16 protein-coding genes are annotated in these 16,142 nt (G+C 53.2%); 4 read left to right on the forward strand and 12 right to left on the reverse strand.

Annotation, left to right across the window (positions count from 1 at the left end; all coding sequences use genetic code 11):
- Positions 1–2: 2 nt before the first annotated feature.
- The 7 genes from nusA to pip form a co-directional block, all read right to left on the reverse strand.
- Positions 3–1,616 carry a transcription termination factor NusA gene (gene nusA / locus TW80_RS11450; RefSeq protein ID WP_045997516.1) on the reverse strand — a complete coding sequence of 538 codons (1,614 nt, stop codon included), beginning with the start codon at positions 1,614–1,616 and terminating at the stop codon, positions 3–5.
- On the reverse strand, positions 1,616–2,191 hold the full coding sequence (gene rimP, locus TW80_RS11455) for a ribosome maturation factor RimP (RefSeq protein ID WP_045997517.1): 576 nt from the start codon (positions 2,189–2,191) through the stop codon (positions 1,616–1,618). Before rimP ends, nusA begins: the two co-directional genes overlap by 1 nt.
- Before the next feature lie 234 nt (positions 2,192–2,425).
- Positions 2,426–3,967, reverse strand: coding sequence for an ABC transporter substrate-binding protein (locus tag TW80_RS11460; RefSeq protein WP_045997518.1), 1,542 nt, complete (start codon positions 3,965–3,967; stop codon positions 2,426–2,428).
- Between the two features lie 72 nt (positions 3,968–4,039).
- On the reverse strand, positions 4,040–5,686 hold the full coding sequence (locus TW80_RS11465; RefSeq protein ID WP_045997519.1) for an ABC transporter ATP-binding protein: 1,647 nt from the start codon (positions 5,684–5,686) through the stop codon (positions 4,040–4,042).
- On the reverse strand, positions 5,683–6,879 hold the full coding sequence (locus TW80_RS11470) for an ABC transporter permease (RefSeq protein ID WP_045997663.1): 1,197 nt from the start codon (positions 6,877–6,879) through the stop codon (positions 5,683–5,685). Before TW80_RS11470 ends, TW80_RS11465 begins: the two co-directional genes overlap by 4 nt.
- On the reverse strand, positions 6,879–7,871 hold the full coding sequence (locus TW80_RS11475; protein WP_045997520.1) for an ABC transporter permease: 993 nt from the start codon (positions 7,869–7,871) through the stop codon (positions 6,879–6,881). Before TW80_RS11475 ends, TW80_RS11470 begins: the two co-directional genes overlap by 1 nt.
- Before the next feature lie 59 nt (positions 7,872–7,930).
- Positions 7,931–8,926, reverse strand: coding sequence for a prolyl aminopeptidase (gene pip, locus TW80_RS11480; protein WP_045997664.1), 996 nt, complete (start codon positions 8,924–8,926; stop codon positions 7,931–7,933).
- Between the two features lie 49 nt (positions 8,927–8,975).
- On the opposite strand from pip, the gene ubiG reads away from it, so the two are divergent.
- A complete protein-coding gene (gene ubiG / locus TW80_RS11485; RefSeq protein ID WP_045997521.1) occupies positions 8,976–9,722 on the forward strand; it encodes a bifunctional 2-polyprenyl-6-hydroxyphenol methylase/3-demethylubiquinol 3-O-methyltransferase UbiG in 747 nt (248 codons plus the stop codon).
- Between the two features lie 2 nt (positions 9,723–9,724).
- Here the strand turns inward: ubiG and TW80_RS11490 are convergent, their stop codons facing one another.
- Genes TW80_RS11490 through TW80_RS11505 form a run of 4 tightly spaced genes read right to left on the reverse strand, consistent with a single transcriptional unit; the run spans position 9,725 to position 12,005 of the window.
- Positions 9,725–10,168, reverse strand: coding sequence for a MarR family winged helix-turn-helix transcriptional regulator (locus tag TW80_RS11490; protein ID WP_045997522.1), 444 nt, complete (start codon positions 10,166–10,168; stop codon positions 9,725–9,727).
- Entirely contained in the window at positions 10,168–10,998 is an 831-nt protein-coding gene (locus TW80_RS11495) for a carbon-nitrogen hydrolase family protein (protein ID WP_045997523.1), read from the reverse strand. Before TW80_RS11495 ends, TW80_RS11490 begins: the two co-directional genes overlap by 1 nt.
- Entirely contained in the window at positions 10,995–11,252 is a 258-nt protein-coding gene (gene grxC / locus TW80_RS11500; RefSeq protein WP_045997665.1) for a glutaredoxin 3, read from the reverse strand. Before grxC ends, TW80_RS11495 begins: the two co-directional genes overlap by 4 nt.
- A gap of 30 nt (positions 11,253–11,282) precedes the next feature.
- Entirely contained in the window at positions 11,283–12,005 is a 723-nt protein-coding gene (locus tag TW80_RS11505) for a ComF family protein (RefSeq protein WP_045997524.1), read from the reverse strand.
- Positions 12,006–12,027: 22 nt separating this feature from the next.
- On the opposite strand from TW80_RS11505, the gene TW80_RS11510 reads away from it, so the two are divergent.
- The 3 genes from TW80_RS11510 to TW80_RS11520 all read left to right on the forward strand — a co-directional run bounded on the left by TW80_RS11510 (position 12,028) and on the right by TW80_RS11520 (position 15,457).
- Positions 12,028–12,855 carry a methyltransferase domain-containing protein gene (locus tag TW80_RS11510; RefSeq protein ID WP_045997666.1) on the forward strand — a complete coding sequence of 276 codons (828 nt, stop codon included), beginning with the start codon at positions 12,028–12,030 and terminating at the stop codon, positions 12,853–12,855.
- A 57-nt stretch (positions 12,856–12,912) separates the two neighbouring features.
- Complete coding sequence (gene hemH, locus TW80_RS11515) at positions 12,913–13,977, forward strand: ferrochelatase (RefSeq protein WP_045997525.1); 1,065 nt, start codon at positions 12,913–12,915, stop codon at positions 13,975–13,977.
- 217 nt (positions 13,978–14,194) lie between these two features.
- Complete coding sequence (locus TW80_RS11520; protein ID WP_084625768.1) at positions 14,195–15,457, forward strand: serine/threonine protein kinase; 1,263 nt, start codon at positions 14,195–14,197, stop codon at positions 15,455–15,457.
- A 4-nt stretch (positions 15,458–15,461) separates the two neighbouring features.
- On the opposite strand, the gene TW80_RS11525 is transcribed toward TW80_RS11520, so the two are convergent.
- On the reverse strand, positions 15,462–16,043 hold the full coding sequence (locus tag TW80_RS11525; protein WP_045997526.1) for a L,D-transpeptidase: 582 nt from the start codon (positions 16,041–16,043) through the stop codon (positions 15,462–15,464).
- Positions 16,044–16,142 lie beyond the last annotated feature (99 nt).

Consider the following 16,142-nt stretch of genomic DNA (forward strand, 5'->3'; position numbering starts at 1 on the left):
ACTTAGGCCTCTTCTTCCTCTGTCAGCTCTTCTTCATCGTCTGTGTCCGCTTCGAGTTCAGCCGGATCAACCCAGCCCAACATCACACGTGCGGTCATGACCATGTTTTGCGCTTCTTCCAAAGACACATCGAATGGCTCAAGTACGCCTTCGTCTTTGGTCCGCTCGCCGTTGACGATGGTCCAACCACCTGCAAGCTCCCAATCGGCGCATGTCGCAAAGTCTTCGAGCGTCTTAACGCCGTCTTTACCAAGTGCTTCCAGCATCTGTGGTGTCAGACCTTCAAAGTTAACAAGGCTGTCTTCGACGCCCAGCGCAACGGCCGCATCCATCGCCTCTTTGGCTTTGGCTTCTAGGTAATCGCGCGCACGTGCTTGCAGTTCGCTTGCGGTATCTTCATCGACACCTTCGATGACCAGCAGTTCGTCAACTTCAACGTATGCAACTTCTTCGAGGTTCGTGAACCCTTCAGAAACTAGTAGTTGGGCAAAGAACTCGTCCAGATCAAGGGTATCCATGAACAATTTCGTGCGCAGTTCGAATTCTGCCTGACGACGCTTGGATTCTTCTTCTTCGGTTAGGATGTCGATATCCAGACCAGTCAGTTGCGAAGCAAGGCGCACGTTCTGACCACGGCGACCGATGGCCAGCGACAATTGCTCATCAGGAACGACAACTTCGATTTTGCCAGCTTCTTCGTCCAGAACAACTTTGGACACTTCAGCAGGTTGAAGCGCGTTCACAAGGAAAGTCGGCATATCTTCATTCCAAGGAATGATGTCGATCTTTTCGCCCTGCAATTCGTTCACAACAGCCTGAACACGGCTACCGCGCATACCAACACAGGCACCCACTGGATCAATGGAACCGTCATAAGAGATCACAGCAATCTTTGCACGTGAACCGGGATCACGGGCCACTGCTTTGATTTCAATCACGCCTTCATAGATTTCAGGAACTTCCATCTTGAACAGTTCAGCCATGAATTCTGGCGCTGTACGCGAAAGGAAGATCTGCGGACCACGCTGTTCGCGGCGGACTTCTTTGATGTAGCAACGAATACGATCGTTCGGGCGGTATGCCTCGCGGCCGATTTTTTCATTGCGGCGCAGAACGGCCTCACCGGCACCTACGTCAACGATGACATTGCCGTATTCTTCGCGCTTCACCAGCGCGTTGATGATTGTACCGGCCTTGTCTTTGAATTCTTCGTACTGCTTGTCACGCTCTGCTTCGCGGACTTTTTGCAAAATAACCTGCTTGGCAGATTGCGCAGCGATACGGCCGAGTTCTACAGGCGGAACTTCTTCTATGAACTGTTGGCCCACTTCAGGGTTGTCCATGTACTGCTTTGCTTGTTCAACAGTGAACTCAGCTTGGTAGTTTTCCAGCTCTTCATCTTCGACGACAGTCCGAACGCGCGTAAATGTTGCCTTGCCAGTCTTGCGGTCGATGGAAACACGAATGTCCATTTCGGCGCCATAACGCGATTTTGCCGCCCGAGCGAGCGACTCTTCCATCGCTTCGACAACCAAGCCGGGTTCAATATTTTTCTCGCGTGCGACAGCTTCAGCCGTTTGCAACAGTTCCAGCTGGTTCGCGGAAGTATATGCCATCAGGTGTTCTCCTCACCGTCGATTATAGTTTCAATTTCATCAAATTGGGCCTCGTCAATCTGACCCGCATCCTTGCGCCCGCGCAAAACGTCGCGGATCAGTTCATCTGTCAAAACCAGCTTGGCATCTGACAGCCATTCGAATTTCAATCCAATCGTGCCTTCGGCGATTGTGATCAGGATTTCGTCGCCTTCGGTCCCAGCCAAAACCCCCTTAAAGCGGCGGCGGCCGTCGATCAGCTCTTCGGTCTCAATTTTGGCTTCAAATCCTTCCCATAGATCGAAATCTTTGAGACGGGTCAGTGGGCGATCAATTCCAGGGCTGGAAACTTCTAGATTATAGATATCGACAATCGGATCTTCGACGTCCAGCACCGCGCTTAGCGCTGTGGACACTTCACCGCAATCGTCTACTTCCATGGTGCCATCAGGTTTTTGCACCATAATCTGAAGAATAGTTTCCTTACCTGACATCAATCGCACGCGCACAACTTCGAACCCCATGTCTTCGACGACAGGGATGACAATTTCTGCGATACGGCGGTCGATGGCCGCTTTAGCGATCAGGTCGTTCATATCTCTCTCAAGCACAAAAAAACGGGCGCGCGGCCCGTTGGTATTTCCCGGTGGAGCCGTTGGGGTTGGAAGCCAAGGCGCCGCTATTGCGGATCATATACGCCGATAAAGCTGAGTCTGCAAGCCGACTTTGATCGAGCACTTAAAAACATGCTCATGTGAGGTGCATGCTAAGTCAAAAACGCAAAACACCCCACCAATTGGCGGGGTGTTTATATATCTTTTAGTTGGGGTTTATGCGACTGACCAGCGTTCGGCCATGCGGCAGTTGTCCATCTGCCACAGGTTACCGATGGTATCTGGCGACGCGATGCGGTTGTTCACAGCTTGGACGTAGTTCGCGAACATTGGGACCAGCGCCCCACCTTCGGTGCTAAGGATTTGCTGCATTTCGCCATACTGTTCGCGGCGCTTGTCGCTATCCAATTCCGCGCGTGCTGTTAGCAGCAGCTCTTGGAAGCGCGCGTTGTCCCATTTGGTGTCGTTCCATGGCACGCCCGCTTCATAAGCGGATGAGAACATCCAATCTTCGGTCGCACGGCCAGACCAATAGCAAGCACAGAATGGCTTCTTCAGCCAAACGTTTGACCAATATCCGTCTGCAGGTTCCTGCACGACATTGATGTTGATCCCTGACGCGGCAGCCGATGCTTGGAACAATTGCGCGGCGTCAACTGCACCTTCAAATGCTGCATTAGATGCCGACAAATCAACGGTCAGGCTATCCAGACCTGCTTGCTGCAGGTGGAACTTGGCCTTGTCTGGATCATAGGCAAGCTGTTCCATATCTGCGTTGTAGTATTGGTTTGCTGGACCAATTGGGCTGTCGTTACCGACCTGACCATGGCCCAACAGGATCTTATCAACCATTTCCTGACGGTTCAGACCATATTTCAGCGCCTGACGGACGTTTACATCGTTGAACGGCGCAGTGTCCGTATGCATCGGGAAGGTGTAGTGCTGGTTGCCGGTAACTTCTTGAATGCGGACCGCTGGGTTGGCTTTCAGCAGAGCCTCGGACTTAAAGTCGATCCGGTTAATCGCATCCACTTGACCTGTCAGCAGCGCATTCATCCGTGCCGTGTTGTCGTTGATCGCGATGTATTCGATTTCATCAAAGAAACCTGCGCTGTCGCCCTTGTAGTGGTTTTCGACGCGCTTACCAACGAAACGCACACCCGGATCAAACGCTGCAACCGCGTAAAGGCCCGTACCGATGCCGTTTGCGATTGCTTCGTCAATCTGGCCAGCAGGATAGATCAGTAGGTGATAATCAGACATCAAATATGGGAAATCAGCATTCCCAGACGCCAGTGTGAACTGCACCTGATGTTCTGTGATTTTCTTCATCTCAGTGATGGCAGATACGATTGGCTGCGCGCCAGATTTCGAACCCTCAGCCACGTGCAGTTGAAGCGATTCAATCACGTCGTCAGCGCCAAAGGATTTGCCGTTATGGAATGTCACGCCTTGGCGCAGGTTAAATGTCCAAACCTTGGCATCGGGGGACGCTTCCCAGCTTTCGGCCAGCTCTCCCTTGAGAGATCCGTCAGCACCGTTTTCTGTCAAACAGTCAAATACGGCACCCATGGCAGCACCGATCATGAACATGTCAGCGTGTGTCCGACCATCCCAGTTGTCAGAGGTGTTTGCACCGTTCAAACCAACGGTCAGCTTTCCGCCACGTGTTTGCGCGCGCAGCGGCATACCCGTCAGCCCAAGCACACCAGCGGCGGCACCTGTTTTCAATAGACCACGTCTACTAATTCCATTCATTGATCGTTCTCCCAGTTATCTTTGGCGAGCATGACATGCCCGTTCAGTTCTAAATTTCTTGGTCGATTCGTGTTACATCTTATCAACGGCTGCATCGCCGATGTTATCAACTCCGCGTTGCTCGAGCAGATTGCTCAGCCAGTCAGGGTCCATCTCAGGCACCGAGCTTAGCAGCAAATCCGTGTAAGGGTGGTGTGGCGGTTTAAACATATCGTGCTTCGCACCTTGTTCGACGACGCGCCCATCCTTCATCACCACAACCTCGTCCGCGATCGCCCGCACTGTCGCAAGATCATGGGTGATAAACATATAAGACAACGACAGTTCATCTTGAAGCTTTGCGAGCAGACGCAAAATCCCTTCGGCAACCAATTGATCCAGTGCCGAGGTGACCTCATCGCAGATAATGAATTTCGGTTCCGCAGCAAGCGCACGCGCGATCCCGACACGCTGCTTTTGTCCACCAGAGAGCTCTGACGGCAATCGGTTGTAATACTCTGCCGGGTCCAATTCGATCTGTTCGAGCAGTTGATCGACGCGCTTGCGTTTCTCTGCCCCTGTCAGACCCAGATAGAATTGCACGGGGCGACCGATAATCTTGCCAATGGACATCCGCGGATTGAGCGCGGTATCCGCCATCTGATAGATCATCTGCACCTGACGCAGCTGATCTTTGCTGCGTTTCTTGTAATTCAGAGGCAGCGGCTCTCCGTCGAGCAAGATTTGCCCAGACTTTGGCGGCAACAGCCCCGTAATGCAGCGTGCTGTTGTCGATTTGCCGGAACCGGATTCACCCACAACTGCAACGGTGCGCCCTGCATGCATGTCAAAGCTCACGTCATGCAAAACGGGTGTCGTACCATAGGCGGCGTCGACATTCTGGATACTGATCGCTGGCACCGCGCCAGTCGCGATGGCTGGCTTGGCCGGACGTTCAAAACTCCGCACTGCCCACAACGACTTGGTGTATTCTTTCTGCGGTGCATTTAGCATGGTACGCGTATCGGCGGTTTCGACCTCGTCACCGCGCAACAATACCTTAATCCGATCCGCCATCTGCGCCACAACAGCCAGATCATGCGTAATATAAATCGCTGCCGTTCCGAATTGTTCCACAATATCACGGATCGCGGATAGGACTTCGATCTGGGTCGTCACATCCAACGCGGTGGTCGGTTCATCAAAAACGATCAAATCTGGCCGACACGACATCGCCATCGCAGTCATCGCGCGCTGCAATTGGCCACCAGAAACCTGATGCGGATAGCGGAAACCAATCTCATCTGGATTTGGCAACCGCAATTTGCGGTACAGCTCGATCCCGTCTGCCTCGCTCTCGGCGCGGCTCATGACGTTGTGCTGGGTTGGCCCTTCGACATGTTGATCAATCAACCGATGCGCAGGGTTAAAGCTGGCCGCCGCAGATTGCGCCACATAGGCGATCCGTTTGCCCAACAAATCACGTTTTACCGCAGCAGAGGCCGCGAGCAGATCAATCCCATCAAATTCGACCGAGCCGCCACTGACGCGCACGCCGTCACGAGTATACCCCATCGCTGCCAAACCCAGCGTGGATTTGCCCGCGCCGGATTCACCAATCAGCCCAAGCACCTCGCCACGCGCAAGCGTCAGATCAACGCCGTTGATAATCGGGTTCCATGTTTCATCGCTGCGGCCTTCGATTTGAACGCCGCGCATTTTCAACAGCGTTTCGGTCATTCTTTTAGCCCCGATGATTTGTGTAGCATCCAATCAACGACAAAGTTCACCGCTACCGTCAGCAAGGCAATTGCACCCGCCGCCAGCAATGGCGCTGTCGCTGCCATTGGCGCAAATTGCGCGTAGTTCACAAAACTGCTCAGATCACGCACCATAGTGCCCCAATCGGCCAGCGGTGGCTGGATTCCCACACCAAGGAACGACAGCGCAGCAATTGTCAAAAAGACAAAACAGAACCGCAGTCCAAATTCCGCCAGCAACGGTGCGGTCGCATTGGGCAGAATTTCACGAAAGATGAGATAGCCCAAACCCTCGCCGCGGAGTTTGGCAGCCTCAATATAGTCCATGACCACAATGTTCTGCCCGACCGCTCGCGATAGGCGAAACACCCGTGTACTATCGATCACCGCAATGATCACAACCATGAACACAGTCAGAGGCACGCCCAAACGCGGTGCCCATACGCTTGCGATTGTCATCAACAGCAGCGCAAAGATAAGCGATGGAATAGCCATCAAAACATCGACCATACGCGACAGGATTTGATCCAGCCAGCCGCCAAAGGTCGCCGCCAAGAACCCGAATGCCCCGCCGAGGAAAAACGCCAAAAGCGTTGTCGCAAAAGCGATCCCAACGGTGTTCTGCGCGCCATAGATCAAGCGGCTTAGGATATCGCGCCCGATTTGATCTGTCCCAAGCGGGAAATCTGGGTTCCCACCCAAAGCAGGATCACCACCGGGTGTAATATTCGCCGCAACGCCGGGGATAATCTGCTCTTGCCCATAAGGAGCAAGAGCGCCCGCAAAGATCGCCAGAACGGCATAAATCAGGATAATGAGGATGCCAAATGCCGCAGTCAGCGGCATGGCACGAAATAGTTTCTTGGTCCAAGCTGTACCAACATTACGACCAGCAAGGCGGAACAGCCACGCCGCTATCGCGAAAATGATGAAACCTTCGATGCCGATACGCAGAAAAAAGAACTTATTCGCGACCAATGGATCGCTACTGTGTCCCTGATAGTAGGCCCAAACCAAGCAGCACGCCGCAAAGCCGGCCAAGACATACCCATAGGCCACCCCAAATGGCATGTCACGAAAGACAGGCTTTTGCCCGGTGACTTGCTGCCCCGCAAATCGAAATCCCCACGCCAAAGCGCCCATACCAACCAGCGCTGCTAAAATCCAAATCATCATTTCGGGTGCCTCAGGCGCGGATTGGACAGGATGGACATAATATCAGCCGTCAGGTTCAGCAGAATATATGCCGCCGCAAAAATCAGGCAGCAGGCCTGCACAACAGGGATGTCCCGCAATTTAACGCTATCCACGAAAAGCTGACCGATGCCGGGATAGACAAAAACTACCTCGACGACGACGACACCTGTGATCAGATAGGCAAGGTTCAGCGCAACCACATTGATAATCGGTGCAAGCGCATTGGGCAGCGCGTGCTTTACGATGACACGCATTGGCGAAATCCCCTTGAGGCGCGCCATCTCAATATAGGGGCTGGCCAGCAGATTGATAATCGCCGCCCGTGTCATCCGCATCATATGCGCCGTGACAACCAATGTCAGAACCAGCGCAGGCAGCATTGATTTGTTCAGTCGTTCGCTGAATGCCATGCCTTCATAGATATTCGACAAAGACGGAAAGATCGGATTCACCACCGCAAGGAACAAGATCAGCACATAAGCCAAAAAGAACTCGGGGCTGGAGATCGACGACAAGGTAAAAATGTTTGTCGCGCGATCAAACAGCGAGTTGCGGTAAAGCGCGGCAAGAATGCCCAAGGTAATCGAAACTGGCACAGCAATGACAGCGGTCACTGCCGCTAAAAACATTGTATTCGCAAAACGCGGTGCAATCTGCTGGGCAACTGTGGTCACACCAGAATTCGTACCACTAAAATTCGCCGCATTAGCGCTGGCAAAACTGGTCCCGAAATCTCCCTGAACCACACCGCCAAGCCAATCAAAATATCTGGTGAATAGCGATTGATCCAAACCTAAATCACGACGAATGGCAGCGACGGATTCTGCGGTGGCACCCTGCCCCAATATTGCCTGCGCAAAATCGCCCGGTAGCATATTGACGGCAACAAAGATCACCACTGATACGACAAGCAAAGTAAGTAGGCCCAGCGCAAGGCGCTGCATGATGATCTTTAGGACATTGTCCAAAACTACGTGTTCCCAGTTAGTTAGGCGTAACAGTAACGCCTATAATCAAGCTGTAAACCCTAAACCCCGAAGAAGTGCCCCTGCTCTCCGAACAGATCCATGCTGTGGACCAATGCAGCACTGATGCCCGGTTCGGACAAAGCATGCCCAGCGCGACCGACCATCGTCAGTCGGGAATTATCCCACGATTTCGACAGGTTATACGCAGACGTTGGCGGACAGATCATGTCGTATCGTCCCTGCACAATGACCCCGGGAATATGCGCAATTTTCGCCATCTGATCGGGGTGTAAAATTTGTTGATGCGGGGCCAGGAAACCCGCGTTTACAAAGTAGTGGTTTTCCAATCTGGCAAAAGCGCGGGCATATTCGGCCGGTGCTTCTCCGGTGGCACCGTCGCTATCAATCGCCGCCAGTGCGTTTTCCCAAGACGCCCAAGCGCGCGCATATTTGACCTCTTCGGATCGGTCAGAACTGAACAGTCGCCGATTGTAGGCCGCAATCAAATCGTCGCGTTCTTCTGGTGGAATGATCGCGGTAAACCGATCCCAAAGATCAGGCCAGAATTTGCCTGCGCCACCACCATAAAACCAGTCGAGCTCTGCTTGCGTCATCAGGAACACACCGCGCAATGCCAACCCCAAGACGCGCTCAGGATGCGCTTGGGCGTAAATCAACGAAAGCGTCGCCCCCCAGCTACCACCAAACACAGCCCATTTTTCAATACCAAGCGTGTTACGGATCAGTTCAATATCCGCCACCAAATGCCACGTCGTGTTGGCAACCACGCTCGCGTGGGGTCGCGAACGTCCACAGCCGCGCTGGTCAAACAAAATGATCCGATACACTGTGGGGTCAAAATAACGACGCATCGCGGGGCTGCATCCGCCGCCGGGACCGCCATGCAACACCACAACAGGGATTCCATCCGGGTTGCCGCATTGTTCAAAATAGACTTGATGCCCATCACCAACATCAAGCATCCGCCGGTCAAATGGGTCAATTGCGGGGTAAAGATATGCGTATGCGCTCTTTTGTCCTACGACTTTGTCCATAATCATCCTATATCGCGTTCAGTAAGCACTGACCATCCGGAGCAAGCGCATGTCCGCTACCAATACTGTCGACCCATCCGAAATTGCCAAATTCGAGGCCATGGCAGCAGAATGGTGGGACCTGAACGGAAAATTCAAGCCACTTCATATGATGAATCCTGTGCGATTGGATTACATCACGCAACAGATCGCTGCTGAATTTGGTCGTGACCTATCAGATGCAAAACCATTCGAGGGATTACGCATTCTCGATATTGGATGCGGCGGCGGGCTTTTGTGTGAACCGATGGCACGGCTTGGGGCGACGGTGGTTGGGGCCGATGCTGCCGAAAAAAACATTCCAGTCGCACAAGTGCACGCCAAACAATCCGGGCTAGAGATTGACTATCGCCACATCACCGCTGAGGCGCTTGCCGCAGACGGAGAACAATTCGATGCGGTTCTCAACATGGAGGTGGTCGAACATGTGGCAGATCCCTTGGGATATCTGACGGCATGCCAACAACTTCTAAAACCCGGCGGGATTCATATTTGTTCAACCATCAACCGGAACCCAAAATCCTTTGCGATGGCGATTGTAGGGGCAGAATGGGTCATGCGGTGGCTGCCAAAAGGTACGCATGAATGGGCCAAGTTCATTACACCTGACGAATTATTCGCTCTGATCGCAAATGCGGGCATGACCCCTGTGGATCGCAAGGGTTTTGTGTTCAACTTTGCGAGGTTTACTTGGTCAATTTCTGACCGTGATCTATCGGTAAACTACGTCACATCAGCAACAAAACCCGTCAGCTAGGGTTACTCCAGCGCGCTCAGCTTGAGCCGCAATTCACGCAAGACCGGCAGGGCGATACGTACCTTTTCCGCACCCACCTCGGCCACGACTTCGGCGATCACGGGGGCAATGGCTGCAAGGGCCGCGTCGCGCGCCGCCTGTCCGGCTGGGCTGATGGATACCAGTTTGCGACGCGCATCATCCCAATCCGGGCGAATATGCACCCACCCGGCACGCTCTAGTTTGTTGATCGTGTTTGTCATCGCGCCACGAGTCAGATGAAATGTCTTGGCCAATTGCGCAGGCGTTCGCTCTAACCCGCCGTGTCCCAATTGGTTCAAAACCGAAAAATGCGACAACTCCATACCCTTTGGCAGAACACGTGCAACGCTTGCCCTTGCCAACTGGTCGACAACGAGAATCTCACTAAAGAGTGAAACGGCAAGATCGTTTGTAGTTTCGGACATTAAGGGCCTTCGAAAGCGCGGTCCTGTGTAAGTGCCGCAATACGTTTCCGGCTTTCTGCCACTTCTGCGAGGTCAATATCAACCATCGCGATGCCCGGCGCCGAGCCAGAATCCGCCAACACCTCGCCCCAAGGCGAAATTGCAAGCGAATGACCATAAGTTCGGCGTGGTTTGCCCGTGGATGAGGCGTGTTCACCCGTTTGCGCAGCCGCAAGAATGAAAGACCCCGTCTCAATTGCACGTGCGCGCAGCAGCGATTCCCAGTGAACCGCACCCGTTACAGGCGAAAATGCAGATGGCACCAAGATGATATCAGCGCCACCTTGCGCCAAAGCCCTGTAAAGATACGGGAAACGCACATCAAAACACACTGTCAGTCCAACTTTGCCAAACGGCGTTTCGGCAACAACGGCCCGCGATCCGGGCCGATAGCCCGCAGATTCATTGTATGTCTCAGTCTCGGAAACCGCGACGTCAAACATATGGATCTTGTCATAGCGCGCGACAATTTCACCAGACGGGTTAATCAAAAACGACCGGTTCGCAAACCGGCCGTCAGGATCATCGGTTTTGACGGCCAACGAACCAATTGAAAGCCACACACCATTGTCCTTGGCGGCGGCGCACAACCCCGCGAGGGTGATGTCGTCTTCTTCGTGCTGAAGAACCTCTTGCTGGTGTGCGCGACTTTGCGAAACGCAGTTGGTCACTTCGGGCGTCAAAATAAAGCCCGCGCCCAAAGATGCGGCGCGTGCGACTAAATCAACCGTTCCGGGCAGGTTCGCTTCCGGAGAATCGCTGACGTTGAGCTGTAAAAGTGCGGCCTTCATACGGCCAGCATAGCATCCAACTTACCTGTTCGATCAAGTCCCATTAGATCATCGCAGCCACCTATATGATTTCCTTCAATAAAAATCTGTGGCACGGTCGTCCGACCGCCTGCGCGCTGGATCATTTCAGGCCGTTTTTCCGGATGATCCAAAATATCGACCTCTGCAAAGCTGACACCCTTGGCGGTCAAGAGACGTTTTGCCATGTGGCAAAAACCACAGGTCGATTTGGTGTAAATTTCCACAGTTTTCATGATGACATCCTTAGATCCGTTTCCCTGCATCTAAGCGTCTTTCACCACACGTGCCAGAGTAAGGATCGAAACATTCGTGGCTCCGCCACTGATCAACGCCTCTGTGCTCGCCGCGAGGGTTGCCCCCGACGTCATCACATCGTCAATCAATAAGACCGGGCGATCCACAATGTATTGTTGGCGTTTTGGGTTTGGCGCAATGGCATCCGCCAGCGCTGCAAAACGTTGTTCGCGGCTGTGCCCTTCGAGCGGTTTTGTTTTCTTTGTTCGGATCAATGCATCTGCGCAAACGGTGGCACCAATTTCACGACCCAAGGCATGTGTGATCAATGCAGCCTGATTGTACCGGCGGCGTACACGCCGCGTCCAATGAAGCGGTACAGGAACAAGCACTGTTCGTTCATTCACCAATGGACGCGCGATCCGCGCAAGCCAGAGCGCGGCTGGCCGCGCCAAATCGGTGCGATCACCATGCTTAAGCCCCAGAACAAGCTTGCGACCGATCCCTGTATAAATAAGCCCAGCGCGCCCATGATCCCACGGACGTGCGATGGTCATGCATTCATCGCAATGTACCAATTCACCGTTATCTTCCCCTGGCAGAGGCGCACCGCATTTATCGCAGATCAATCCGCCAATGAATTGCGTTTCGCGCCAACATGTTCCGCAAAGTCCAAAGTCAGACTCCGTCTGGACCCCACATGAAACACATTGCGCAGGGTAGATTGCACGGATCACGCTTTGCATTCGCATGTTTGCGCCCTATCTGGGGGGCATGGAAAATATGCCCGAACTTGTCGACCGTACCGCCCTTTTGCGTAACCGCGCCCGCGCAGAGCGTGACGCGCTATTCTTGCACGAAGCGCTTGCCGATGAACTGCAAGAAAAGCTGAGCGAGGTTAACAGAACCTTTACGTCGATCGCGATCGTGACTGGATTTCCTGATTTTTGGTCCGAGCGCTTTGCCGATGCGACCGTTGTCTCCGACGAAGAGACCATTGCATTGGAACCCGAGGCCCATGATCTCGTGTTGCATGTGATGGCTTTGCATTGGGCCAATGATCCCGTCGGACAGTTGGTGCAATGTCGGCGCGCGCTGCGTTCAGATGGGCTCATGTTGTGCGGGTTTTTGGGTGGTCAGACGCTACATGAACTACGTGCGGCGCTTGCCGAGGCCGAAGCGGTCGTCGCGGGCGGGCTATCGCCGCGGATTGCTCCGATGGGTGAAATCCGTGATTTGGGCGCGCTGCTCCAACGGGCGGGGTTTGCTCTGCCGGTTGCGGATTCCACGCCGTTGACGGCCAGCTATGCCAACGCATTCCACCTGATGCATGACCTGCGTAAGATGGGCGAAGCAAATGCGCTCGCTGCGCGACCAAAGCATTTTACCCAGCGCAATGTGTTAACCGAAGCCGCATGTGTCTACGCCGAGAATTTCTCGAATGCGGATAAACGCGTTGATGCAACATTCGAATTGATCACGCTTACTGGGTGGTCTCCGGGCGAAGGTCAGCAACAGCCCCTGCGTCCGGGTAGCGCGATTACCCGGCTTGCCGATGCGTTAGGCGCGACAGAAACGCCCGTTGATCAATCCAAAGATTGACCTTGGACGTAATCCAAGTAACTCCGACCCAAGTTTCCGTTCCAAGAGGCCACGCTCATGTCTGATAAATCGCAGCCAGCAACCTGCCCCGCACACGCTCCGTCTGATCACCCCAAGATCAAACCCGCAAAAGTCGGTATCTTACTTACGAACCTCGGCACACCAGATTCCACCGATTACTGGCCGATGCGTCGATATCTGAGCGAATTTCTATCTGACAAACGTGTGGTCGATTATCCATCGTGGAAATGGCAGCCCATCCTTCAGGGCATTATCCTCAGCATACGGCCATTCAAATCGGGTGCTGCCTATAAATCCATTTGGAACAATGAGGCCAACGAAAGCCCCCTGCTAACCATCACCAAACAGCAAACCGCAGCCATCAAAACCAAGATGGAAGAACGGTATGGCGACAAGGTCATGGTCGATTTCTGCATGCGGTACGGAAACCCGTCGACTAAATCCAAGGTACGCGAAATGGTCGAGGCAGGCTGTACCCGCATCCTGTTCTTTCCGCTCTATCCGCATTACGCGGGCGCGACCTCTGCGACCGCAAACGACCAGTTCTTTCGGGCATTAATGGAAGAAAAATGGCAGCCAACGGCACGTATCGTCGAGCCATACTTCGAAGAACCCAGCTATATTGAGGCGCTCGCCCAGTCGATCGAGACCGCTTATGCCGCAGCCGAGAAAAAGCCTGAAAAGCTGATCTGCTCATATCACGGCGTGCCAGAACGTTATTTGCACGAGGGCGACCCCTACCATTGCCAATGTCAGAAAACGACCCGCCTGCTCAAGGAACGCTTGGGCTGGGATGACACGCAGATCGTGACGACTTTCCAGTCTAAATTCGGCCCCGAAGAATGGTTAAAACCTTATACCGTTGAAGAGGTTGCGCGACTTGCCAAAGAAGAAGGCGTTAAGAACATCGCGGTCTGTGCCCCTGCGTTTTCGGCTGACTGCATTGAGACGCTCGAAGAGATCAACGAAGAGATCAAAGAAAGCTTTGAACATGCTGGCGGCCAAGACTTTACCTATGTGCCCTGCCTGAACGATAGCCCGGCCCATATCGATGCGCTGTCGGGCGTCATCGAAAAGAATCTGCTCGGCTGGCTCGAATAGAATCAGTGACGTTGCGTCAGTCATCGATGGGCGAAATTCGCCCATTTTGTTTACATTATGGATACAAAAACGGACATATTTCCAAAACTGTTCATCTAACTTGTTGTCACTAAGCGATTTTTTGCCAGTTGGCCGCATTACGACCACATTTATGCGGATATTGTTAACAAGTACTTTTCGGGGAAGCGCTAAAATCTGGCGCGCTTAATGGTGGGACATGACGACAGCTGCGACGCAAGAAAAAATCGCAAATGAAACCTCGCGGAGCGAGGCGCTGCCGAATGGAACCGCACTATTGGGCGATCAGTTCACGATCCGGCGTAGACTTGGCAATGGTGGTTTCGGTATCACTTATCTTGCCCGTGATAACTATCTTGAACGCAGCGTAGTGATCAAAGAATGCTATCCAGAGGTATTTTGCCGGCGCGACGGGAAAAACGTCTTTGTCAGATCGGATTCCCACTACGAAAAGTACCGGTCAATCGTTTCGATGTTCATGAAAGAGGCGCGCACAATCGCAAAGATGCGCCACCCCAACATTGTTGGTGTTCACCGCATTTTCGAGGACAATGAAACCGCCTATATGGTGCTTGATTTGATCGAAGGGCGCGACCTGCTGAACATCATCAAAGATGACGAACAGCAACTGAAGCCGAAACAAATCAAGAAAATCCTTGTAAAGCTGCTGGATGCTGTTGATCTGGTGCACCGTCAGGATTTGCTGCACCGGGATATTTCGCCTGACAACATTCTGCTCGATAAATGGGGTAGCCCGGTTCTGATCGACTTTGGTGCTGCGCGCGAAGAAGCCAGCCGTGAAACACGCGAATTGTCAGCAGTCTTGGTCGTCAAAGATGGCTATTCCCCACAAGAATTCTATTTCGCAGGCGGTAAACAAGGACCAAGCAGCGATCTCTACGCGCTTGGGGCAACTTTCTATCACCTGATTTCGGGCAAAGCTCCGCCAAACAGCCAAACGCGGATGGCCGAATTTGCCAGCCAAAACCCCGATCCGTGCGAGCCACTGGCAGGGCGTTTTGACGAATATGAACCCGAATTCCTTGAGGCGATCGACAAAGCCATGTCGATCTTGCCTAAAAACCGGATTCAGTCAGCGCGGGAATGGTCCGATATCATCGACAGCGACAAACGTGATCGGATCAAGCCGCTGTTGCTCAAGCCCAGCGACAACTTGGGCGAAACACTGACGCGTTTGGTATCCGAAACCAACGAATACGTTCGCAACTCTCAACCCCATCAGGAACAGGTGGTGACCCAGCGCGTTGTGGAGCCGGCACAAAAGCATGTCCCCGATTGGGTCAAAGAATTTAACGAAGAGACATCTCGTCTGGTGGAAAACAGCAGCAAACCTTTGCGCCGTCAGTTCAGCGAACCAAGAAGCTATGTCGCCCCCAAGCCGACCCGCCGCGCAGGTCAGTCGCGGCTGGGTGGTTGGTTCACGCGTCGCCTATTCGGCTGATAACTCAAATGAGCAGCACCTGTGTACCAACTTTGGCATAGCTAAACAGTTGGGCGATCTGTTCGTTGTATAGCCCAATACACCCGTTCGAAGACCGGCGACCGATCTTGCGTGTGTCGTGAGTGCCGTGAATGCGGTAGTACTGCCAAGACAAGTACAAAGCGTGGGTTCCCAAGGGGTTATCTGGACCCGGCCCGATGAAGTCTGGCCACTCTGGGTTACGAATACGCATGGCTGGGGTCGGCGCCCAACTTGGTCCTTCGACCTTGCGCGTGACCTCAGTCCGACCAGTCCGCGTCAAATCGTCGGTCAGTGGCACACTTGTTGGATAGAGTTTGTAAATCGACTGATCTTCGGACCAGTAATGCAGGGCACGCGACTGAATATCGACCAAGATCGCGCCATTATTCAGATTGCTAAAATATGGCTGCCAATCCAACGAGCGAAAGCTCGAGATATTACGCTGAACGCGGCTTGAGATATCGCTTTCGATTTCAGTTGTATTTGCGGTCTGCGCAGCCGCACCCGTACCGACTACAGCGGCAGAGGCAGCCAAAAAACCACGTCGTGACATAACCTTTGTCATTACAGTCTCCGGAACTGGGTAAACATCGTTTCAAGGATGCAATCTAAAGTGTATGGTCAAACACTGCAATTCAAACAAATGTCAGCCAGAACGATGCGG

Source organism: Loktanella sp. S4079 (assembly GCF_000967725.1).
Taxonomy (GTDB): domain Bacteria; phylum Pseudomonadota; class Alphaproteobacteria; order Rhodobacterales; family Rhodobacteraceae; genus Yoonia.